This window comes from Ectobacillus polymachus (genome assembly GCF_048159605.1).
GTDB lineage: Bacteria > Bacillota > Bacilli > Bacillales > Bacillaceae_G > Ectobacillus > Ectobacillus polymachus.
Window position 1 is genome coordinate 429,574 of record NZ_JBLREB010000001.1, and the last position, 20,900, is coordinate 450,473.

24 protein-coding genes are annotated in these 20,900 nt (G+C 38.9%); 15 read left to right on the forward strand and 9 right to left on the reverse strand.

The features are described 5' to 3' along the window. Positions 1 to 78: 78 nt before the first annotated feature. The 3 genes from ACM5BR_RS02080 to ACM5BR_RS02090 are packed head-to-tail and all read right to left on the reverse strand — an operon-like array spanning position 79 to position 3,120. Positions 79 to 1,848 (reverse strand): hypothetical protein, encoded by a 1,770-nt coding sequence (locus ACM5BR_RS02080; RefSeq protein ID WP_416825529.1) that lies wholly within the window; start codon positions 1,846 to 1,848, stop codon positions 79 to 81. A gap of 13 nt (positions 1,849 to 1,861) precedes the next feature. Beyond that, entirely contained in the window at positions 1,862 to 2,482 is a 621-nt protein-coding gene (locus ACM5BR_RS02085; protein ID WP_416825530.1) for a PilW family protein, read from the reverse strand. Then, positions 2,479 to 3,120, reverse strand: a complete 642-nt coding sequence (locus ACM5BR_RS02090) for a PulJ/GspJ family protein (protein ID WP_416825531.1) — start codon at positions 3,118 to 3,120, stop codon at positions 2,479 to 2,481. The genes ACM5BR_RS02085 and ACM5BR_RS02090 overlap by 4 nt, the downstream gene beginning before the upstream one ends. 77 nt (positions 3,121 to 3,197) lie before the next feature. On the opposite strand from ACM5BR_RS02090, the gene ACM5BR_RS02095 reads away from it, so the two are divergent. The 10 genes from ACM5BR_RS02095 to ACM5BR_RS02140 all read left to right on the forward strand — a co-directional run bounded on the left by ACM5BR_RS02095 (position 3,198) and on the right by ACM5BR_RS02140 (position 12,544). Continuing rightward, the gene (locus ACM5BR_RS02095; protein WP_416825532.1) at positions 3,198 to 3,641 is read left to right on the forward strand and encodes a hypothetical protein; all 444 of its coding nucleotides are present in this window, start codon (positions 3,198 to 3,200) and stop codon (positions 3,639 to 3,641) included. Further along, positions 3,638 to 4,915 carry a VanW family protein gene (locus tag ACM5BR_RS02100; protein WP_416825533.1) on the forward strand — a complete coding sequence of 426 codons (1,278 nt, stop codon included), beginning with the start codon at positions 3,638 to 3,640 and terminating at the stop codon, positions 4,913 to 4,915. Before ACM5BR_RS02095 ends, ACM5BR_RS02100 begins: the two co-directional genes overlap by 4 nt. An 18-nt stretch (positions 4,916 to 4,933) precedes the next feature. Beyond that, positions 4,934 to 6,595: a GspE/PulE family protein gene (locus tag ACM5BR_RS02105; RefSeq protein WP_416825534.1), complete on the forward strand. Its 1,662-nt coding sequence runs from the start codon at positions 4,934 to 4,936 to the stop codon at positions 6,593 to 6,595. Between the two features lie 18 nt (positions 6,596 to 6,613). Beyond that, complete coding sequence (locus tag ACM5BR_RS02110) at positions 6,614 to 7,651, forward strand: type IV pilus twitching motility protein PilT (protein ID WP_416825535.1); 1,038 nt, start codon at positions 6,614 to 6,616, stop codon at positions 7,649 to 7,651. 2 nt (positions 7,652 to 7,653) lie between these two features. Continuing rightward, entirely contained in the window at positions 7,654 to 8,862 is a 1,209-nt protein-coding gene (locus ACM5BR_RS02115; protein ID WP_416825536.1) for a type II secretion system F family protein, read from the forward strand. Between the two features lie 21 nt (positions 8,863 to 8,883). Next, entirely contained in the window at positions 8,884 to 9,321 is a 438-nt protein-coding gene (locus ACM5BR_RS02120; protein WP_416825537.1) for a type IV pilin protein, read from the forward strand. Between the two features lie 146 nt (positions 9,322 to 9,467). Next, complete coding sequence (locus ACM5BR_RS02125; protein ID WP_416825538.1) at positions 9,468 to 10,220, forward strand: prepilin peptidase; 753 nt, start codon at positions 9,468 to 9,470, stop codon at positions 10,218 to 10,220. A gap of 15 nt (positions 10,221 to 10,235) precedes the next feature. After that, positions 10,236 to 11,201: a type IV pilus biogenesis protein PilM gene (gene pilM / locus ACM5BR_RS02130; protein WP_416825539.1), complete on the forward strand. Its 966-nt coding sequence runs from the start codon at positions 10,236 to 10,238 to the stop codon at positions 11,199 to 11,201. Positions 11,202 to 11,204: 3 nt separating this feature from the next. Continuing rightward, positions 11,205 to 11,777, forward strand: a complete 573-nt coding sequence (locus ACM5BR_RS02135) for a hypothetical protein (protein WP_416825540.1) — start codon at positions 11,205 to 11,207, stop codon at positions 11,775 to 11,777. Then, positions 11,774 to 12,544, forward strand: a complete 771-nt coding sequence (locus tag ACM5BR_RS02140) for a hypothetical protein (protein ID WP_416825541.1) — start codon at positions 11,774 to 11,776, stop codon at positions 12,542 to 12,544. Before ACM5BR_RS02135 ends, ACM5BR_RS02140 begins: the two co-directional genes overlap by 4 nt. A 275-nt stretch (positions 12,545 to 12,819) precedes the next feature. Here the strand turns inward: ACM5BR_RS02140 and ACM5BR_RS02145 are convergent, their stop codons facing one another. The 4 genes from ACM5BR_RS02145 to phaQ form a co-directional block, all read right to left on the reverse strand. Beyond that, the gene (locus tag ACM5BR_RS02145) at positions 12,820 to 13,005 is read right to left on the reverse strand and encodes a small, acid-soluble spore protein, alpha/beta type (RefSeq protein WP_416825542.1); all 186 of its coding nucleotides are present in this window, start codon (positions 13,003 to 13,005) and stop codon (positions 12,820 to 12,822) included. Between the two features lie 130 nt (positions 13,006 to 13,135). After that, a complete protein-coding gene (locus tag ACM5BR_RS02150; protein WP_416825543.1) occupies positions 13,136 to 13,579 on the reverse strand; it encodes a MaoC family dehydratase in 444 nt (147 codons plus the stop codon). Positions 13,580 to 13,659: 80 nt separating this feature from the next. After that, on the reverse strand, positions 13,660 to 14,181 hold the full coding sequence (gene phaP, locus ACM5BR_RS02155) for a polyhydroxyalkanoic acid inclusion protein PhaP (protein ID WP_416825544.1): 522 nt from the start codon (positions 14,179 to 14,181) through the stop codon (positions 13,660 to 13,662). Positions 14,182 to 14,220: 39 nt separating this feature from the next. Then, positions 14,221 to 14,655, reverse strand: coding sequence for a poly-beta-hydroxybutyrate-responsive repressor (gene phaQ, locus ACM5BR_RS02160; RefSeq protein ID WP_416825545.1), 435 nt, complete (start codon positions 14,653 to 14,655; stop codon positions 14,221 to 14,223). A 177-nt stretch (positions 14,656 to 14,832) separates the two neighbouring features. Between phaQ and phaR the strand changes: the two genes are divergently transcribed. Genes phaR through phaC form a run of 3 tightly spaced genes read left to right on the forward strand, consistent with a single transcriptional unit; the run spans position 14,833 to position 17,256 of the window. After that, on the forward strand, positions 14,833 to 15,330 hold the full coding sequence (gene phaR / locus ACM5BR_RS02165; RefSeq protein WP_416825546.1) for a polyhydroxyalkanoic acid synthase subunit PhaR: 498 nt from the start codon (positions 14,833 to 14,835) through the stop codon (positions 15,328 to 15,330). Positions 15,331 to 15,377: 47 nt separating this feature from the next. After that, positions 15,378 to 16,118, forward strand: coding sequence for an acetoacetyl-CoA reductase (gene phbB, locus ACM5BR_RS02170; RefSeq protein ID WP_416825547.1), 741 nt, complete (start codon positions 15,378 to 15,380; stop codon positions 16,116 to 16,118). Between the two features lie 52 nt (positions 16,119 to 16,170). After that, complete coding sequence (gene phaC / locus ACM5BR_RS02175; protein ID WP_416825548.1) at positions 16,171 to 17,256, forward strand: class III poly(R)-hydroxyalkanoic acid synthase subunit PhaC; 1,086 nt, start codon at positions 16,171 to 16,173, stop codon at positions 17,254 to 17,256. A gap of 88 nt (positions 17,257 to 17,344) precedes the next feature. Here the strand turns inward: phaC and ACM5BR_RS02180 are convergent, their stop codons facing one another. Then, a complete protein-coding gene (locus ACM5BR_RS02180) occupies positions 17,345 to 17,722 on the reverse strand; it encodes a DUF3905 domain-containing protein (RefSeq protein WP_416825549.1) in 378 nt (125 codons plus the stop codon). A 166-nt stretch (positions 17,723 to 17,888) separates the two neighbouring features. Between ACM5BR_RS02180 and ACM5BR_RS02185 the strand changes: the two genes are divergently transcribed. Then, entirely contained in the window at positions 17,889 to 18,041 is a 153-nt protein-coding gene (locus ACM5BR_RS02185) for a hypothetical protein (protein ID WP_416827893.1), read from the forward strand. 29 nt (positions 18,042 to 18,070) lie between these two features. On the opposite strand, the gene ACM5BR_RS02190 is transcribed toward ACM5BR_RS02185, so the two are convergent. After that, a complete protein-coding gene (locus ACM5BR_RS02190) occupies positions 18,071 to 19,840 on the reverse strand; it encodes a B12-binding domain-containing radical SAM protein (RefSeq protein ID WP_416825550.1) in 1,770 nt (589 codons plus the stop codon). A gap of 308 nt (positions 19,841 to 20,148) precedes the next feature. On the opposite strand from ACM5BR_RS02190, the gene ACM5BR_RS02195 reads away from it, so the two are divergent. Beyond that, entirely contained in the window at positions 20,149 to 20,778 is a 630-nt protein-coding gene (locus tag ACM5BR_RS02195) for a class II aldolase/adducin family protein (RefSeq protein WP_416825551.1), read from the forward strand. Positions 20,779 to 20,900 lie beyond the last annotated feature (122 nt).

Genomic DNA, 20,900 nt, shown 5'->3' on the forward strand with positions numbered 1-20,900 from the left:
AAAAGACAGCATTTCTTCCAAACAGAAACACCCACGGAGAAAATCATTTCACCGTGGGTGTTTCTGTTCATTGAGGAATTATGAACCATTTCCTTTCGTTTGTGTTCCTGCATCATCGGAGATTACATTCAACGTTGTGGCAAATGGCAATGCATCGACGTTGTTTACAAGAACGGATTTATCATAGTTTACAACGAACCTTGAAGCCTGACCGATTTGGTCGGATCTTGAATCGAAAGGTAAATTGACGACAGTATCGGTACTTGTGATGGAACCAAATGAGTTTTGGCGAATGGCATTAATCGTTAGTTCGTTTTTTGCAAAGATCCCGCCATGAATATGAAAGAGCGAGCCAACCCCATACATTTCAGCATTATGATCCGTGTAAAAGTATCCATCCATAGTTGGAACCTGGTTTGTTGCATTGGTCAGCTCATTAATACGAGTAATTAAGAGATCATCCTGGGTAAGAAGTACGAGCATTTTATTATTGCTACCAACGATATTGGTTGAGGTAATCGTCGCTTTTCCCGTTGCATAGATCGTAGTTGCAAAAGCCATCGTATCTTGGGTATGGGAAAAAGATACGGGATCGCCGTGTATCGTAATATTACCTAAGACGAGAATATTGCCTTGAATGGTTAATGGAGACTGGCTGCTGCTTAAATCTAAATTGCCATCTACCACAAGCCATTGATTTTGAGCAAGGGTTAGGTTGTTTGCAATTGTATAGGTATTCGTTCCGTTCGTTTGTGCTGTATTTGTGAGCAGTACAACTTTCTTTCCTTGAAGCGCTTGTGAAGAAAACAAATCGTTTGGGTTTTTGCTGTTATCCACTACGCACAAGGAAGGCGAATTTGTTGCTAGTATTTTTTGAACAATTGCGCTTCTTTTCTGCTGGTTTTCTGCATCCGTTCCGGTAGTAAGCGGAATATCTGTTTTCTTTATTTGTAAACCAATTCCAAGCATATTCAATTTATCAGCAACTGTTTTTGGAAAATCAACGGTAGTAAAGGTTCCCATTGATTTTTGCAGCATAGGCGGTGTGCTCTTTTCATAAAAATAATTCGCTGCCGTGTTTGCAGGTGTTGCCTGAAGCGACTGCTTGTTAATAACAGTTGATGGTAAACCGTCTTGCTTTGTCGTGTTGTTGTACACATCCATCTCGTTATCAACGACAACAGAACCTTTGATAGAAGGATACAGGGTTTCATGTAATGTAAAATAAGGCGTCGTTTGATTCGTCGTAATAAGCTGATTTGCATAGCGGGCTGCATTTGCAAGCGTTACGGTATTTCCATATACATTTCCTGTAATATCAGAGGCACCGTTTAAATTCAAGGTATGCTCAGAACCTACTGCGTACTGAAGAAAGCTTGGGGTAGGAGATAAGAGCATCGTTCGTTTACTCGTATTAGTAAGAGTAGGCTGTGCACTATTTTCGTTATTTACATATTGCAGTTGAAAGTTGTAATAGCGTGTGTAATAATCTTGCGGATTCGAAATGCCAAGCTTAGCTTGTGTGATGTCAGTAATCGTTAAAACAGTTTGGGTAGATCCTGTTGTTGTATATTTTGTTTCCAGTCCCGAAGTAATCGCTTGAAGCTTCGTTTCATAATCGCCTTTGCTCATGTCAGCTAATGAAAGTTTTGTTACGCTATCCGTAAAATCTGCAATCACTCGGTCCATTTCATCAGTCGATTGCGCTGCTGTGGATACGTCGATTCTTCGAATTTCTGCCTGCTTCGTACTTGTAATGGTCATGCTAGCAATCGTAAGTCCAATTGTTATAAATACAAGACTGATGAGGAGTACGGTAATTAACGTAGAGCCTTGTTCGTTTTTCATGGCTATCCCTCTCTTAAAATCCAATTTCGCTCTTTAATGTAAGTGGTGCAATGCTAGAATTTTTGGAATGAAATGATAATGAAAGCTGGATGATGCCGTTGCTGCAAATGGTAAAGGGATCAACGGTACCGTTAGAACGTGCGTATACGGTGTTTTGCTTTGTACATGTCATACCAATTGTTGATTCAGGAAGTATTTCAATCGTTGCATCCTGCTGATAGGAATTTGTTTTGACTATATTGCCTTGCCCATCATCTTCTTCATATATGACAGTACCGTTTTGTATGTATAAACGAGCGATTGGCTGAGCATTATTATTATAGCTAACTGTTACGTCATCCTTTGAAAATAGTGGACTTTGTTTTCTTTTGTAAAGCTCTACACTTTTCGTTGTATCGTTGTACCTCACATCATCATAGGAGGTAGCGTAAAGCTTATTCATAATCATAGATACAACGTAGTCTGCTTCATTTTGTACATGGGTTTCAGCTGTAATATTGTTATACGTTTTTAAACCCATTGTAAATACACTATATAGTGAAGTCATAATAATCGACGTAATCACAATGGTTCCAAGAAGCTCGACCAATGTAACGCCATGCTCATCTTTTCGTATAGTACTGAATCTCCTCATTGGTTTATGCTCCCCTCTAGCAGCGTCCCTTCTGTAGTATCTTTTTCATTTGAGTCCACATAGACAAAAATATGTAATGGTTTGTATGCCGGGCTATTTTGCAGGTTTGCTGTATCAGATGCCGTCATAGATCGTAATCTTGTTGGTACACTTTGCAATTTCGTAGCTGGATGGACAGCCTGGATATGTGTGAGAATGGCTTGGATATGCGCTTCCGTATATCTTGGCGGAACAATATAAATTTGCACATTGTGATTGGAATAGGTAACGTTGTTTATCGATGGTTCCATGATCTTCGTACAACTGCTCGTATCAGGAAAAATCATGAACTGAGTGTTGGAAATGGCCGAATTGATATAGGAAGTATTGCAGGAATCGGCTGTATCGAAGATGGCTACTTTTCCGTCTCCTAAGCTAGTAAGATAATTACTTAGAAGATCGTAATCTTGTTTTTCCATATAGTGCAAAGCACCATTGGCGATGTTAACAGCAACTAGTTTCGACTGGCTTTGTTTTATTGTAGAGTAAGATTTTGGAAAAACAGCAAATAATCCAACTGTAATAATTGATAGAATCGTAATAGATGCCAGTACTTCTACTAGTGTTAAACCGTTTTCACCGTTTTTTCTCATTTCCATCCTTCTTTCCTTCACTCAGTTAGTATAATATAGTGATATAACGTACATTCTTATTTTACTACAAAAGAGGTGCAAAGATGGACTACCTATTTCCAACAATATTCGCATCCATTTTGTTAATTCCAGTTTTGTATGTCTTGCAAACAGGATTAACAAAACTAGGAATTCTAGCTGTATCCCTTTTATCCTTCGTATTCATTATGCTAGTCGTTGGATTAAATGGTGTTGTGCCCCTTTGGCAAGATGGACTTGTTGTTCTCTTACTGGCGCTTGTTATTACTTATACATTGCAAACAAGATTGTATCGGTATTTTTTTGTGACAGAGCAAGAAGAGATTCCGAAACAAACAGGTAAGACTCCTCAGACAGATTCAGGACCAGTGGAAGAGACAGTACAAGAAGAAAAACAAGAGAACGAAGAGCTAGCGGTTGAAACAAAAACAAAACAATTAGAAAAGAGTTATTTCGATGAGTTATTTCAGCGTAATCAGAATGAGAAGAAGGAAGGTACGAAACTGTGAAGAATAACTTCCGCCTTTTTTTCATTGTTCTATTATGCAGTATTTTTGTGTTTGCTGTGCAGGTCGGAGCGAAAGCATTGCTTATGAAGCTGTTTGATACCTCCTATGCGTATGCAGCTAATACCTTTGTAGGACCTATTTCGCTGGAGAAGAAAGTGAAGGAGCAAGCACAAGTAGAACTGCAGCAGCAAATCACCACGTGGAAAGCATCGCCTCACGTGCAGCTTCAATATGGCGAAACAGAATTTAGCGTACCAGCTGACTTATTTTCATTTGATATTACAGATAGCGTACATAACATTAAGAACGGCCAGCATTCTTTACTTACAGTTCATATCGTACCAAATAATTTAGATATGCTATTATCCGATCAATTAAATCCAGAAATTGCAGATCAAATCGATAAAATCAAACTAGAACAAGACTTAGCACGTGCAGCAAGTTCATTAGAGTCAAAAACGACAATACAAGTGATGAAATACATAGATGTACAAAAGGCGAAGAAAACGGTTTCTCAAGCAACTGCTACATCCGTTGCTCCGTATCAAGCCGAACTGCAGCAATGGGTAAGTCAATATGCAAACCTTACCATTCCTGCTAAAAGTCAAATGTCAGTAACGGATCTTGCTACGAAAAAAGGTCTAAGCATCGATGATGATGCTCTTAGTGTCATTTCTTCACTTATTAATGAAACGATCCAACCTACGAATTTTCAAATTAGGCAGCGAAATACGAGTATAGCTTTACCAGCCTATGCGAAGCTAGGATCTGAGGCCTATATTGAAAAAGGGAAAAGTGATTTCGTCTTTTATAATCCGAATGATTCGGATTATACATTCCAATTTACGCTGCAAAACAATAGTTTAAGTCTCTCCCTACAGGGACTTCCGCTCGTTTATACATATGTAGCCAATCGAAACGAGGTACAAAGTATTTCTGCAAAAGAAATTCAGCAAATCATTATTCAGAACGAAGCGAAAAATGATGCGATTACAGCAGAACGGAAGGGACACGATGGCTATGCTGTAAACGTATATCGTGAACAATATAAAAGTGGAAATTTAATGAAGCGGGATAAAATTGCACAGGATTTTTATTTGCAAGTAAATGGGGTAAAGAATGTGCAAGTTGCAGCACCCCAACCAACGGTGCAAAATCCACCTGTAACAGATCCAGCACAAACAAATCAAACGCAGCAAAGCCAAACAAATGGTCAGACTTCTTCAACTACGAATAAGGCGCAGCAGGATCAAAGTCAGCCGAAAGGAAAATAAGGGGTAGGAGGGAAATACATGAAGCGTTTACGAATTCGTTTAGGAGACTTGCTTGTTCAAGAGGGACTTATATCGGAAGAACAGCTGCAGCAAGCATTAAAGGAAAAGGGACCGCAGCAAAAAATAGGGGATGCGTTGCTGCAACGAGGATACATTACGGAGCAGCAGCTTATGGAAGTATTAGAGGTTCAGCTAGGTATCCCGCATGTAAGCCTATTTCGTTATCCGTTCGATGAATCCCTTTTTCATCTTGTTCCAAAGGATGTGGCGAAGCGAAACATGGTCGTTCCACTTAAGAAACAAGGAGATAAGCTTTATGTAGCGATGGCAGATCCAATGGACTATGTAGTTATGAATGATCTTCGTCTTTCAACAGGATTTCAAATTGAACCGCTGATCTCCTCGAAAGATGATATTTTAAGAACGATTACGAGATATTATGACATCCAGGAATCGTTCGAAGAATGGGCATTGGAGCAAGAGCCGCTGCAGCAAGAGGAAGCACCAACTGAACAGGATGAGGACTCCCCTGCTGTTAAGCTCGTAAATCAAGTCATACAATATGCGCTTCAACAAAAGGCGAGTGATATTCATATTGATCCGCAGGAAAAAAACATTGTCATTCGTTACCGGGTAGATGGAAACTTGCATACCGAGCGGGTGCTGCCAAAGTATATGCAAGGGATGATTACTGCCCGTATCAAGATTATGGCTTCTATGGATATTACAGAGCAACGTGTTCCGCAAGACGGGCGAATTCGGTTTGAATATGAATATTATCAAATTGATTTGCGTGTTTCCTCTCTGCCAACGATTTTTGGAGAGAAGCTTGTCCTTCGTTTACTTGATCTCGGAAACTCACTTAATGATATTACGAAGCTCGGCTTTAACAGTGTAAATTTACAGCGCTTTTTAGGATTTATTAAAAATCCCCATGGCATTATCTTGATTACAGGTCCTACTGGAAGTGGGAAATCCTCTACCTTATATGCTGCGTTAAATAAAATGAACAACGAAGAAGTAAATATTATTACGATTGAAGATCCGGTGGAATACCAGCTCGAAGGTGTGAATCAAATTCAAGTAAATCCAAACACAGGAATGACATTTGCAACAGGTCTTCGTTCTATTCTGCGTCAGGATCCGGACATCATTATGGTTGGGGAAATTCGCGACCGCGAAACGGCAGAGATTGCGATTCGGGCATCTTTAACGGGGCATTTAGTGTTAAGTACAATCCATACGAATAGTGCGATTTCGACCATTTCCCGTCTTCTTGATATGGGAGTTGAATCCTTTCTTCTTGCCGCTGCTTTATCTGGGATTGTGTCCCAACGATTAATTCGAAGAGTTTGCCGAGATTGTAAGGAAGAGCATGAAGCAACTGATCGTGAGAAAGAAATTTTTGCGAGTCGCGGATTAACGATTGATAAAGTATATCGAGGAAAAGGCTGTCCAGCTTGTGACATGACAGGGTATAAGGGACGACTTGCCATTCATGAGCTGCTTGTTGTCAATGAAGAAGTACGAAATGCCATTGCGAATGGAGAAAGCTTTGCACATATTCGGGATCTTGCCGTTAAGAATAAAACGATCTTTCTATTAGATGATGGTTTATTAAAGGTTAAACAAGGCTTTACGACAACAGAAGAAGTACTGCAAGTAGCAATGGAGCAATAGAGAGGAGAGGGGTAGACCATGCAAAAATTACATCAATGGCTCTATGAAGTATGCAAAATGAAGGCCTCTGACTTACATATTACGACTGGAATGCCACCTACATTTCGTATCTATGGAGACCTTCATCGTATGCAGGAGCCCCCTCTTGGGGCAGAAGAAGTATACAATCTCGCAAGAAGTATTACGACGGAAGAACAATGGCAAGTGTTTGAGGAAAAAGGAGAGTTGGACTTCTCCTATGAAATAGAGGGTTTATCACGGTTTCGTCTCAATCTATTCCAGCAACGCGGAAATATAGCATTAGCGATTCGGGTGATCCCGAATAAAATTCCGAGTTTAGAAGAGTTATTCTTACCGCCAGTCTTAAAAAAACTTGTGAAAAAACCACAAGGCCTGTTTCTTGTTACAGGTCCGACGGGGAGTGGGAAGACTACCACACTTGCTTCGATTATTGATTATTTGAATCGAACCGAATGGAAACATATTGTAACGCTTGAGGATCCGATTGAATATGTTCACAATCACCATACTTGCATCGTGCAACAGCGAGAAGTAGGCCAGGATACAAGAAGCTTTGCAAATGGTCTGCGAGCCGCTCTACGGCAAGATCCAGATGTTATTCTTGTTGGTGAAATGCGTGATTTAGAAACGATTAGTACGGCCATTACTGCTGCGGAAACCGGCCATCTTGTACTTGCAACCCTTCATACCTCAAGCGCAGCAGCAACGATTGAACGGATTGTCGATGTATTTCCTGGAGATCAGCAAAGTAAAATACGTCTGCAGCTAGCAACCGTACTAGTTGCAACTGTTGCGCAGCGCCTATTTCCACGTATGGACGGCGGAGGCCGTATTGCAGCTACTGAAATTCTTATTAATAATACAGCGGTAGCCAATTTAATTCGCAGTGAAAAGCTGGAGCAGCTACCAAGTGTCATGCAGACTGGACGTGAGCTAGGTATGCATACATTAGATGCATCGATGAAGGACTACGTAGCGAAGGGTATCATTTCGTATGAAGTAGCACAGCCTTACTTGCAAGAAAGGGAAGTGTAAGTATGCCGCAATTTCAGTATCTGGTTCGTACGAAAAAAGGAAGGAAGCAAACGGGAAAAATTTCGGCAATTTCGAAGCGGGAAGCCTACAGTAAACTACGTAATAAAGAAATGCGTGTGTTGGAAGTAAAGGAAGTACCTGAAACGCTGTTAACGAAGGAAATTACCTTTGGAAGTCATCTTAAGCTACGTGATTTTGTTGTGTATTTGCGGCAGTTCTCAACCCTATTGAAGGCTGGGGTTACCATTGTAGATGCAACGAGTATTCTCAGAAATCAAACGGAGAGCAAAACCCTCCAAAGAGCGTTAGAAACGATTGAAGATGATCTACGTGCAGGTCGAACTTTGTCGAGTGCCTATGCCGTTCATAAAAAGATGTTTTCTCGCATGTTTATTAGCATGGTGAAGGCGGGTGAATCAACCGGACAGCTAGATGTAACCCTCGAAAACATGGCAAATTATTTCGAAAAGCAGCTTCGTACAAGACAAAAAATTCAATCGGCAATGGCATATCCGATAACAGTCGGAATCATTGCTATAGCTGTGGTTATTTTTCTTCTCGTTCAGGTTGTGCCTACATTCGTGAAAATGTTTCAAGATAACAATGCAAAGCTCCCATGGCTCACACAGATGGTTGTGGCTTCCAGTGGCTGGATGCAGCATTATTGGTGGGTATTATTATGCATAGTAATCTTCTTATATATGAATTTTATGTTAATAAACAGGAATAAACGTAGTAAATATTATGTCGATTATGCTATACTAAAACTGCCTTTATTAGGAAAAATGTCACAAAAAGCGGTAATTGCTCGAATGACGCGTACACTAAGTTCGCTTGTAGTTGGAGCCGTTCCGATTCTTCAATCGCTAACCATCGTTGAGGATGTAGTAGATAACGAGGTTATTTCGCGTGCCATTCGAAAATCACGCGAAGCACTGCAAAACGGAAAGCCACTCTCTGATCCTATGAAAAATCATTGGGTATTTCCGGCACTCGTCTCTAACATGATTGCAATTGGAGAAGAAACAGGAGCTCTCGACAGCATGCTGGAAAAGGTGGCGGATTTCTATGAAGCAGAAGTAGAAGCTGCAACTGATCGCTTTAAGGCGGTTATTGAACCGGCAATGGTAGTTTTACTCTCAATAATCGTAGGTACTATTGTTCTAGCTATTATGATCCCGTTATTCACTATTTATCAAAATATACACTAGATTGAGAGGAAGTGCATTAGCTTGTTAAAGAAGCTTATGAAAAATGAAAAAGGTCTTACACTTGTAGAATTGTTAGCCGTTATCGTTATTTTAGGTATCGTAGCTGCAATCGCAATTCCTAGTATTGGTAGTATTATTGAGAAATCAAAAGAAGATGGCATTAAAGCTGATGCGATTACGGTAATTAATGCTGCAAAAACATATGTGGCTGCAAATGGAGTACCAGCTGTTGCAAGTGGGGCTACTGAACCAACTTTATCTAAAACTGATTTAGCAAAATACGTAAGCACTGTAAAATTAGCTGATGATTTTACTGTTACTGTTAATAGTGATGGAACAGTATATAGTATTACTGGAAGCGGTACGACAGGAAACGTAACCATCACATTTACGAAGGCAACAATAGATGGTATTAACTCCGATAATGGTTATGGTGCATCCCGTTCTATCATCAAATAAATGAATAGCTAAAATACTTAATATGACAAAGGGTATGAAAAGGAGCTTTCACGTTCCCTTTCTCATACCCTTTCTTTATATAGTATTAGATACATAGATTGAGTAGAGATAGCAGAAGAGAATGATAGATAAGGAGTTTGGTAACGATGTGGTTTCTCTATGCATACATATTTCTTGTTGGTATTGTACTTGGCTCCTTCTATAACGTAGTTGGACTTCGTATTCCAGCAGGAAAATCGATTATAAGACCACGTTCTGCTTGTCCAACATGTGAGCAAACTCTTGGGGCGGCTGAGCTAGTGCCTATATTTTCATATCTATGGCAGCAGGGAAAGTGCAAGCATTGCAAAACCCCGATTTCATATATTTATGTTTGGTTTGAATTGTTAACGGGTTTATTGTTCGTTAGTACGTTTTATTTGCTACATTTTCAAGCGGAGGTTTTGGTTGGCTGGACCCTCGTTTCCCTGCTTATCATTATTGTTGTGTCAGATTTGACGTATATGTTAATTCCCAATTCCATCTTGCTTTTCTTTTTTGGGATTTTTGCAATTGAGCGATTTTTCATTCCTTTACATCCTTGGTGGAATAGCATAAGTGGTGCATGTATCGCCTTTATTCTCTTATTTCTTATTGCTGTCATCAGCAAGGGTGGAATGGGTGGAGGAGATGTGAAGCTTTTTGCCGTACTAGGATTTGTATTAGGAGGCAAGCTCGTTATCTTAGCTTTTCTTTTATCTGCATTTTTTGGAACGGTATTTGGCTTACTCGGTCTGATGACAGGCCGCTTGAAACGGAATAAGCCGATGCCGTTTGGTCCCTATATTATGATGGGTACGCTCGTTGCGTACTTTTTCGGCAATAGGATGATTCAATATTATATTTCACTTTTCTACTAAGTGGTGAGGACAACTATGACATTTTTATTTCCAACTCGAAAAAAAACAATCGGAATAGAATGTAAGGATTATGTAATTCGCTATGTGGAAGGTAGAAGTTCTTCTTCTGCACACGTTTCTTCATATGGCGAGGCGTATATTCCACCGGGTATTGTAAAAAATGGAGTTATTGTAGATACCAATTCCTTTGAACTGCTGTTACGGAGTTGTGTTAGCAAATGGGGATTGAAAAAGAAATCGATTCATTTTATCGTTCCAGATACATTTGTGGTCATTCGTAAGCAGCAAATTCCTGCTGATATTACCGAGGAAGAGATCCGCGGTTATATTCATTTAGAGCTTGGGCACAGTATCCATCTTCCATTTGAAAGTCCAACATTTGATTTTATTCCTCTCGGGCAGAAGGAGGATAAACAAGAGATATTGCTATTTGCATCACCTGATATCGTTGTTCAATCGTATGCGTCTATGTTTGAGAAAGCAAAGCTGAATCCGCTATCTGCTGATCTTTCATCGCTATCCCTTATGCGGGTCTATGAAGAGGACAAGAAGATAAGCGTCGATGAATTGATGCTTCTAAAGCTTGATGTATCCGATGCTAATATTACGATTTTTCATGAAACAACTCCTGTATTTATGCAAAATCAAAAATTTGCCTATGAAGATGCAATTGAGTTTTCACCCACCGGTATGACCGTTCGTGACAAACAATTGGTGATGACTGAAATTGATGAGCTTATGGAAGAAATCGATCGTATCCTCCATTTTTATAAATATTCGTTTATGGGCGGAGCTGGTAATATGCAAAAGCTCCTTCTTGCAGGCGACCATCCGCTTCTTGAGGAAGTGTATGGGTTGATGCGAAATCGCTTATCATTTCCTGCAGAGCTATTGTCTGCATCTTCGGCTGCAGTTGCCAATGATGAAGCCTTTCGCTTAAAATACTATCCTGCCCTTGGATTAATTGGGAAAGGGGTGTAGCCTGTGGTTGCAAATATAAACTTGCTTCCAAAGCGGGAACAAGGCACCAATCCATCTCGTATTCTAATCCTTATTGCAGTGATTCTGTTCCTTGGAATAGGAGCGACAATGTATGTAAAGATGCAGCATATATCCACGCAAACAACAGATGTAAGTAAACAGCTGGCGGTTGCTAAGGTCAAGGTTGAAACGCAGCAAAAAACAGCAGGAACAACCACTTCATCTGCTGCAGATCTAGAAAAAGAGGCCAAGAAATTAGCGGGCGGTCAGGTAAAACTTCTACCCGTTCTAACAAAAATGACGAGTTTTCTACCGGAACGAGGATTATTTCAATCCTTTACATATAAAGAGCCAAATATCATTAGTGCTGAAATACGCTTTGATAATGATCAAGATGCAGCGTACTATTTAAGCCGTTTAACAAAGGAGCCATGGATACAAGAAGCAAAACTTGTTTCTGTAAAGGCACAGGATATACCAAATCAACAGATAACAAGTAATCGTTATATTGCTCAGTATGAGGTAACGATTATACAAGACAAGGTGAAGGAACTGGATAAGGAGGGGAGCCAATGAATCTTCATTTTTCTAGAAATCAGCTCTCAATTTTCTTTTTCAGTCTACTTTTAATGATTGGTTTGTATGTCTTGGTGTACTTTGCTTGGATAAAGCCTGCTGATTTAAAGCTCTCAGAAACCGAGCAGGAGTTAAAAAGTGAACAATTGCTTCTTGCAAAAACACAGCAGCCTGTACAAACTGATAAAGGGAACACCGGAACGAGTGATATTGTGCAAAAACAGCTCCCGGTTAAGCCTTTAATGGATGAATATATGTTAGAAATTATCAAGGCAGAAGGGATTTCTGGCGTCGTCCTTCGAAATATAACATTACAGGACACCCCGCAAACGACCGGAAACAATACGAATACAAGCAATGCGAATACGAGCAGTGCGAATGGGAACAGCGGAGGGAATCAAGCTGCTCAAAGTAATACACAAAGTAATACAAATAATACAAATAATACAACGCAGAAAACGACAAGTACTCCTGTTCCCATTACTTTAAATATTGAGGTCCAATATAATGTGTATGAACAGCTGCAATCGTTTATTAAGGAATTGGAAGGGCTGCAACGTATTACGTATGTACAAGGAATTTCGTTTCAAGGCAGAGATGAAATTGTCGAACCTAATATGAAGACGAAACCCTACAATTGCATTTTACAGGTAAAAATCTATTATATGCCGTCTATGAAGGATTTAGAGCAAAGCGCGCCAAGTATACAGCTGCCACCACTTTGTAAAAATCGTACCAATCCAGTTGAACCGCAGCAATGTAAATAAGAAATGAGATGGGAGCTGACTCAAAAGGGAGAAAACCATTCCCTTTTGAGTCAGCTCACGAAATAGGCTGTCAAGAAGAATCCAGTAAAATCAGTGATTTCTTTGACAGCCTATTTCGCATGCTTCGTATTATTTTTGTTTTTAGACGCCCCTTTTTTGAAAGCTTGCAAAAGAAATAGGTGAAATTGACTCATCTATAAACGTTATAAAACGCCCTTCTTATTAGTTAAAGCGGACAGTAGTCCTGTCCGCATAGCCATTTTATCCGTATTTAATTAGCGCTTTAATTGGTTTTGTGCTAATGACACCAACCGTTTTGTTATTTCTCCTCCAACAGAACCGTTCGAACGTGCGGTTGTATCAGAGCCTAATGTAACCCCGAATTCACTTGCTATTTCATATTTAAATTGTTCTAGAACATTCTGTGCTCCAGGTACGAGTAATTTATTTGAATTTGCCATCTTTGTTTTCTCCTTTCATTCCTCCAGCAATCTGCTGGTTAAGAGTAGTTTTTGTATTTTTTTGTGTATCATACTCGGAAGGAATAGGGCAAGATAACAATTCTTAGGTAAAAAAAAAGAGCAGTCGTAACTACTCCATCTTCATAATTGCTGCTGTACCTTCTACAACCATTTGATTTTGCTGATTGTAGATGTTTGTTTGCAGCGTAATTATTTTTTTGTCATCCCTTTTCTTTATCACTTCTGCAACTACTCGAATTGTATCTCCAATCGCAACAGGTGCTTTAAAAGCGACATGTTGGGAGAGATAGATCGTATTTTTTCCCGGTAATTTTGTTCCTAATACTGTTGAGATAAAACTGGCTATGAGCATACCATGAGCGATTCTTTTTTGAAACATGGTTGTAGCTGCATACGTTTCATCCACATGCATTGGATTTACATCACCAGTGAGGGTTGCAAATGCATCAATCACTTCTTCGGTAATCGTTTTTGTAACTATAGCTTGATCACCTATGGCAATGTCATTATACCGAACTTCAGGAACGCGTTTAGACTGCTCGCGAAGATTCATGTCTTCCTCCTTTTTCTGTTTGTAGAAAAGATATAAGGAGCGAATCGGACGAGGTATACTGGTAAAACTTATTTTTCTACTTAAACAGTTGGCATTAGCTTGCTTGTATTTTCTTCGAACTTTTTCATAGTATCTAGTTGCATTGCTTGCAAGTCTTTAAAAAAGGACTCAATTTGCTCCTGTGCAGCATCACGTTGTTGTTGTTGCTGCGAAATCCACTGGGTATAAAATTCTTCAAGTTGACTGCTTGCTTGTGAAAGTAAGGATAGAGAAGTTTTAGTAGGAGCTAGTGTCATGCTTTGTACTTGGTCAGATAGTTCATTCCATTTTTCTTGCCATTGTTGAACTTGTTCTGCATAAGATGTTCCAGCAATTCCGCTTACATAATCACTATACTGAGTTTGCATCTGTAACGTGACTTGTTTCCATTCTTTTTCTACATTATCCATGCTTTCTCTTATCTTTTCAATTGCATCTTGTTGTTGTTTGAAGCTGTCTACCGTAAGTTGCTCTACTTGTTTTCCAGCTGTAGAAAGTAAAGATAGGGATTGAGTCCAGTTATTCCAAAATGCTTCTACCATTTCATTCGGTTTCATTTCCATAGTGTTTCATCCTCCTAAAAGTTTATGTGTGAATGCAGATTATTCTGCAGAATCACCTTCAGATGGTTCTGAGTCTTTCGCTTTAGGTAATGGGAAAAAAGCATTTGTGTATAATTGGAAGAACGTTCCTAACATTTGCTGATATTGCGAAAAAGAGGTAGCGGACGTTTCCAAATATTTTTCCCCATACTCTGTTAAGGAATAAATACGCTTAGCAGGGCCATCTTCACTAGTATCCCAAGTAGAGGAGATGAGATTTTCCTTTTCTAATTTGCGCAACGTTCGATACACATTGCCTTGATCAATGGATGAAAACCCCATGTCCATCAACATCTGGATCAGCTTGTAGCCGTGTAAGCTCCATCCTTTTAAACAAAGAAGTAAGAATGGAACAAGGAAATTTTTCGGCATTGCATTCAGATGTATGGTAGAGCGCTCTTCAGGTTGTTTTGGCTGACTTTGGTCTTTTGGCATACTATCACCTCGTAAAAAACATGTGTGTATCTATATGTGTAATTTACACTTAGGTGTTTAAAAAGTCAACAAAAATGTTTTTATTTGTAAAAAAATAAAAATAATTCTTGCTAGTACATATAAAATATTGGAAAATAAAGAAAACAATGTATTACCAAAAAGGAGGAGTGTGGTACGATGGCTGATCAAAACTTCGATCCGCTGAAGACGTGGAAGCAAGCGTATGACCAAACTGAAAAGCTTTGGGGAAAGACGCTGAATGAAACGATCAAAACAGAGGAATATTCCGCATGGATGGGCAGTGTATTAGATGTAAATTTGTTTTATCAAAAGGTAACGAATGATATGACAAAAGGATACTTAGAGAAGGTTAATCTTCCAACACAAGATGATATTGCTAGAGTAGCTGCACTTGTAGTGAATTTAGAAAATAAAGTCGATAACATGGAAGATCTTCTAGAAGAAAAAATTCAAGTTTTTGAACAATCCTCTGCAAAGCGGGATTTGACAAAGTTAAAAAGTGATATGCGTTCACTAGAAACCAAACTTGATAAAATAATGGAACTTCTAGAGAACCAAAAGAACCAAAATAACCAAAAGAACCAAAATAACCAAAAGAACCAAAATAACCAAAAGAACCAAAAGAATGAAAGCTTGTCGGAACAAAACAATTAATAAGCGGTAACGATAGCAATACAAGATAAAGAAAGGGGAGAAGATTTATGACATTAGAAGGCAAAGTAGCGATTATAACAGGTGGAGCAAGAGGAATAGGAGAAGCCATTACAAGAGCGCTTGCAAATGAAGGTGCAAAGGTTGTTATTAATTATAATAGCAGTAAAGAAGAAGCGGAAGAGCTTGTAAAATCCCTAGTGACTGAAGGGAAAGAAGCGATTGCAATGCAAGCTGATGTTTCAAAGGTGGAGGATGCAAATCGTCTTATTTCCTCTACATGGGAAACGTTTGGACAACTTGACATACTTGTTAATAATGCCGGTATTACAAGAGACCGTACTTTCAAAAAATTGAATCGTGAAGACTGGGATCGTGTTATTGATGTGAACCTTAGCAGTGTTTTTAATACAACGAGTGCTGTACTTCCTTACATAGCACAGTCAGAAAATGGAAGAATTATTAATATTTCATCCATCATTGGACAAGCTGGCGGTTTCGGTCAGACTAACTATGCAGCAGCAAAGGCCGGAATAATTGGATTTACGAAATCATTAGCACTTGAGCTTGCAAAAACAAATGTTACGGTAAATGCTATTTGCCCAGGATTTATTGATACGGATATGGTAGCAGAAATCCCTGATTCGGTTCGTGACCAAATTGTAGCGAAAATACCAAAAAAACGTTTTGGTATGCCAAATGAAATTGCTCAAGGGGTAGTCTTTCTTTGCAAAAATGGAGCCTATATTACTGGGCAGCAGCTTAATATTAACGGCGGTTTATATATGTGAGGATGTACTTACATCTTAAAGTGCACTCTTTTGAACAAAGGGGGAAATAAAAGTGATATCAGTAAAAGAAGAATTGGAAAAGCAGTGGGAAAATGTTCCTGAGGAATATCGAAATGTTTATAACCGTATGAAGCGTGTTTCGAATGTACTTTGGCGAGAGCCAGAACCACAAGTTGGTCTTTCTCCAAAGGAAATCATTTGGACGAAAAATAAAAGTAAATTGTATCGCTATGTTTCAAAGAATAAGGTAACGAAGAAGGTTCCAATCCTGCTTATTTATGCGCTTATTAACAAGCCATTTATTCTGGATTTAACTCCTGGTAATAGCTTAGTTGAATATTTAGTAGAACGTGGCCACGATGTCTATCTATTAGATTGGGGAACGTTTGGACCTGAGGATCGTAACCTCAAATTTGATGATTTTGTTATGGATTATATCGGGAAAGCAGTTAAAAAAGTTCTTCGGGTATCAGGTGCTAATGAAATTTCTTTGCTTGGCTATTGTATGGGTGGTACGTTGACGTCCATTTATGCAGCGCTTCATCCTCAAGTTCCAATTCGAAATATTATCTTTTTAACAAGTCCATTTGATTTTTCCGACATTGGACTATACGGTCCCTTACTGGATGAGCGTTATTTTAATTTAGATAAAGCAGTAGATACGTATGGAAATATCCCGCCGGAAATGATTGATTTCGGTAACAAAATGCTAAAGCCGATTACAAATTTTGCTGGCCCATATGTTGCACTTATGGATCGTTCTGATAACGAGCAATTTGTACAAAGCTGGAAGCTTGTGCAACGATGGGTAGGAGAGGGCATTCCATTTCCTGGTGAAGCATATCGCCAATGGATTCGGGATTTCTATCAACAAAACAAGCTGATAAAAGGGGAATTACTAATTCGAGGTCAGGAAGTAAAATTAGAAAATATTAAAGCAAATGTGTTAAATATATCTGGAAAGCGTGACCACATTGCCTTGCCATGTCAAGTAGAAGCACTTCATCAACATATTTCAAGCACAGATGCTACGTATGTATGTATTCCAACCGGACATATGAGCATCGTGTATGGACCTACGGCTATTAAGCAAACCTATCCGACAATTGGCGATTGGCTTGAGGAACATTCCTCTTAATTTCCTATTCCAAAAGGACCGTTCATAACGGTCCTTTTTTTTTTACCCTCTAGAATACGCAAAGGTGAAGTAAAAGGGGACTCTCCTCCTAGTCGTTGATACCAGCTTGCGGATGCATAAAAGTATCCGTTTCAAGTTTGCTTTTCTTAGAAGCGGTATCGTACTTACCTTCGTTTTTCCTTTTCTTTTCTTCTAGAATTTCTTGGTTTTCTCTTGAAGTCCAGCCAATGTCATTTGTCGGATGAACCCATTGGTCACCAGCCATAATAGCTGGATCCACATCGGTACTCCAGTTTTGAAGCGGACTGTTTTCGGAGTTGTAGAAACTATCTCCAATCACGACACCATGTTCATTTACAAATGGCGGTTTCATCTTTATTCCTGTGTTTTTAAAGGAAGGAAAATTCATTTGATGCGGCAATGTTTCATCCAAAATAGGGGAGTTCTTTTCGGGTTTATCCGTCATATGAACAATCTCCTCCAAACGTAAGGATCTGCATTCATAGATGCATTACGAATAGTTTGCCCGCTTTGTCCCTTATTTTTCATAATATTCTACGTTAATAATTGCCACTTGTATTTGTTACAGCTTGTTTCATACTAACAGGGAAATGAAAAAAGAGGTGATTATCTTGAAGCGAAAAGTAGCGGGGCAAGCAGCTTTAGTAAATAATTCAACGCCGAAGGAAAGTTTACCGAAAGGCGAGTTTCCTGCCAGTTATCGTAACGAAGAGGTTGCAAAGTATGCGAATCGAAATTCGAAGAAGGGTAGACAAAATTCATAAAAGGAAGCAGTGGTATGCTTCCTTTTATTCTAATTCAATATGGCATTAAACGTTTCTAGTGGCGAACTAAATAGCTCGCATTGTAAAGATTTTGGATTGTAATATGCAAGTACGATTGATGGCTCTGGAACAATAGTTTTTGTTAGTAAAAATGTATGGAAATCGAAAGGAATGAATTCCAAAATGGTATGTTTATATAGGTCTTTTTCCTTTAAGGAAAGTGTCGCAAACGTTTCTCCTAACAGATGAGGCTGAGCTTCCATTTCCTCATATAACGAAGCTACATGCTGCTTTGGAATACGCTCATCCCACCAAGGTTTTCGAGGCTTGTACTTATGACTTCGTAAATAATCTATCTTCATAAAGCCTTTTACGATAGCTAGGTCTGAAACTTGTTTCATTTCTAAAAATGCATATAGTCTTGTAAATAAATCTTCGAGTTGGTGGCCGATTCGAGACCATCCTCTTTCATCCCAATAGCTTCCGAATTCTTGAAAAAAGTCAAATGAGGAAGAATAGACTGCTGAAACGATATATTCCATTGTGTAGTCCATTCGATGATCATTCCAATATTTTTCAAGCACATCCTCAACTTGTTTAATCCGAATAATATCCTCAAACGGAAGAACGTTATTGCCAAGGATTTCGTATGGTGCTTGATCCATGTACGTATAATTATGGTCATTCGCTCGTAGGCGAAGACCCGTACCACGGAGCATTTTTAAAAAACCAAGCTGCAGCTCCTCAGGACGCATAGCAAATACATCATTAAAGGTTTTAGTAAAGGAAGTGTAGTCTTCCTCTGGTAGACCCGCAATTAAATCCAGGTGCTGATCAATTTTTTTTCCTTTTTTCACCAGCATGACCGTTCTCGTTAGTTTTTCGAAATTTTGTTTTCGCTTTACAAGCTCATTTGTTTGTTCATTGGTAGATTGAACTCCTATTTCAAAGCGGAATAAGCCAGGAGGCGCTTCTTTGTTTAGAAATTCTATAACTTCCGGCCGCATAATATCGGCTGTAATTTCAAACTGAAAGACGGTTCCAGGACGATGCTCGTCGATAAGAAATTGGAACATATCCATTGCATAGCTACGGCTTATATTGAAGGTACGGTCGACAAATTTAAATACACGTGCACCGTTTTGCATAAGGTATCGAATATCATCTTTAATTCGTTCACGATCAAAATAGCGTACACCTACTTCAATCGATGACAGACAGAATTGACAGTTGAACGGACATCCACGGCTCGTTTCAATATATGTAATACGTTTACCTAGGTGAGGCAGGTCCTCCTTAAAACGGTAAGGGGATGGCAGCTGCGATAAATTAAGCTTTTCTCGTTGCGGTTTAACGACAAATGTACCGTCTGTTTTCATGTAGGCTAGCCCATCCAATTGTTCGTAATCCTGATTCCCATCTATTTCAGATAGGAGAGATTTTACACTTGCTTCTCCTTCCCCTACAATGATGAAATCAATTTCAGGGACACGTTCAAGCCATTCTTTCACATCGTAAGAGACTTCAGGTCCACCAACAAATATGATAAGTTTTGGATTAATTTTTTTAAGCATTTTTATTACAGAAATGGTTTCTTCAATATTCCAAATGTAACAGCTGAATCCAATCACGTCTGGCTGCTTGCGAAATAGATCCGTTATAATGTTCATAGCCGGATCTTTGATTGTATATTCTGCAAGAGTAATATCATATTCTGGTGCTGCATACGCCTTTATGTATCGAATCGCTAAGTTTGTATGAATATATTTTGCGTTCAAGGTGCTAATCACAACATTCATTTTATCTACCCTCAATTTCATAGTGCTTATAGTTCTTTTCTAGTATAGGCAATTATAATCAAAAAGAGCAAGTTTATGCTTATGAATCTTAAAATCCCTTCTAAAAGGGCTTTTTTTTACACAAAATTTCCATTAAAATAAAAGGTAAATGTAGGGAATTGATATATGGATAGAGTGAAAAACGATTGACAAACAAATTTCTGCATGTGATAATTCAATTAAATTTTAAGAATTATCCAAAAATTTAAAACGAGTTGAGTTTAAATAGATGAACCCGAATTTCATAGAATAATGCGGAGGTGTACAGGATGCTATTTTTTTTACGAAAATGGCAGGAACTACGTGATGTGAAAATGGAGCTTGCCTTGCGTGATTGGTTTTATGGCACGAAAATTAGTTTGTCTATGAAAGCATCAGATGATCCGCTTACATTTTTCATTAATGTAGAGGGAAAAGATAAAGGATTGTGTGCTGAAGACGACTTTATCGTTATTAATGCTGCGTGCGAACCTGTTTTTGAAATGGATGTTAAACCAGCATCTGAAGCATTATTACATTCTATCATATATCAAAATACGAACGCTGGTTGCATTTTGCAAGTGCAGACGGTGGATTGTCATCTTGTTACTGAAATTTATGGGGAGCAAAAAGCGGTTGTTTTTGATCCGAAGAATGTTGCACGTGTTTTTGCAAAGGATGGAGTAGAAAGTATCAAAATTCCAATTGTTGAAACAAAACAAGAGTTTGAAGAGTTACTATCCAAGGATACGACTCTTTTCTCAGGTCGTAGAGGAGCATTATTAATAGAAGAGTATGGTTTGATTGTGTGGGCTAGTACACCTGAAGAAACGAGAAGATGGTTAGAAGGCATTGAATATTTAATGAATTATCATGTTAAGTTGCTCATGATTAAAGGAGCCCGAAGTTCTGTTATTTAATCCTTTTGCACTCTGAGGGTGACTTACACGTAAGTGACCTAAGTGAGTGTTTTACGATAAGTACAAATATGTAAGCGCTTTATTCACGGCGTTTAAAGATAAAGTTGCCCGTAATCGAATTC

Coding starts and splice junctions, on each gene's coding strand:
- phaQ (WP_416825545.1), bottom strand. CDS start 14,655: ATGCCAAAAGACCAAAGTCAGCCAAAACAACCTGAAGAGCGCTCTACC.
- ACM5BR_RS02150 (WP_416825543.1), bottom strand. CDS start 13,579: ATGAATCTTCGCGAGCAGTCTAAACGCGTTCCTGAAGTTCGGTATAAT.
- ACM5BR_RS02080 (WP_416825529.1), bottom strand. CDS start 1,848: ATGAAAAACGAACAAGGCTCTACGTTAATTACCGTACTCCTCATCAGT.
- ACM5BR_RS02195 (WP_416825551.1), top strand. CDS start 20,149: ATGCTATTTTTTTTACGAAAATGGCAGGAACTACGTGATGTGAAAATG.
- ACM5BR_RS02085 (WP_416825530.1), bottom strand. CDS start 2,482: ATGAGGAGATTCAGTACTATACGAAAAGATGAGCATGGCGTTACATTG.
- ACM5BR_RS02110 (WP_416825535.1), top strand. CDS start 6,614: ATGCAAAAATTACATCAATGGCTCTATGAAGTATGCAAAATGAAGGCC.
- ACM5BR_RS02115 (WP_416825536.1), top strand. CDS start 7,654: ATGCCGCAATTTCAGTATCTGGTTCGTACGAAAAAAGGAAGGAAGCAA.
- phaR (WP_416825546.1), top strand. CDS start 14,833: ATGGCTGATCAAAACTTCGATCCGCTGAAGACGTGGAAGCAAGCGTAT.
- ACM5BR_RS02140 (WP_416825541.1), top strand. CDS start 11,774: ATGAATCTTCATTTTTCTAGAAATCAGCTCTCAATTTTCTTTTTCAGT.
- phaP (WP_416825544.1), bottom strand. CDS start 14,181: ATGGAAATGAAACCGAATGAAATGGTAGAAGCATTTTGGAATAACTGG.
- ACM5BR_RS02125 (WP_416825538.1), top strand. CDS start 9,468: ATGTGGTTTCTCTATGCATACATATTTCTTGTTGGTATTGTACTTGGC.
- ACM5BR_RS02105 (WP_416825534.1), top strand. CDS start 4,934: ATGAAGCGTTTACGAATTCGTTTAGGAGACTTGCTTGTTCAAGAGGGA.
- ACM5BR_RS02095 (WP_416825532.1), top strand. CDS start 3,198: ATGGACTACCTATTTCCAACAATATTCGCATCCATTTTGTTAATTCCA.
- ACM5BR_RS02190 (WP_416825550.1), bottom strand. CDS start 19,840: ATGAATGTTGTGATTAGCACCTTGAACGCAAAATATATTCATACAAAC.
- ACM5BR_RS02145 (WP_416825542.1), bottom strand. CDS start 13,005: ATGGCAAATTCAAATAAATTACTCGTACCTGGAGCACAGAATGTTCTA.
- phbB (WP_416825547.1), top strand. CDS start 15,378: ATGACATTAGAAGGCAAAGTAGCGATTATAACAGGTGGAGCAAGAGGA.
- ACM5BR_RS02180 (WP_416825549.1), bottom strand. CDS start 17,722: ATGACGGATAAACCCGAAAAGAACTCCCCTATTTTGGATGAAACATTG.
- pilM (WP_416825539.1), top strand. CDS start 10,236: ATGACATTTTTATTTCCAACTCGAAAAAAAACAATCGGAATAGAATGT.
- ACM5BR_RS02090 (WP_416825531.1), bottom strand. CDS start 3,120: ATGGAAATGAGAAAAAACGGTGAAAACGGTTTAACACTAGTAGAAGTA.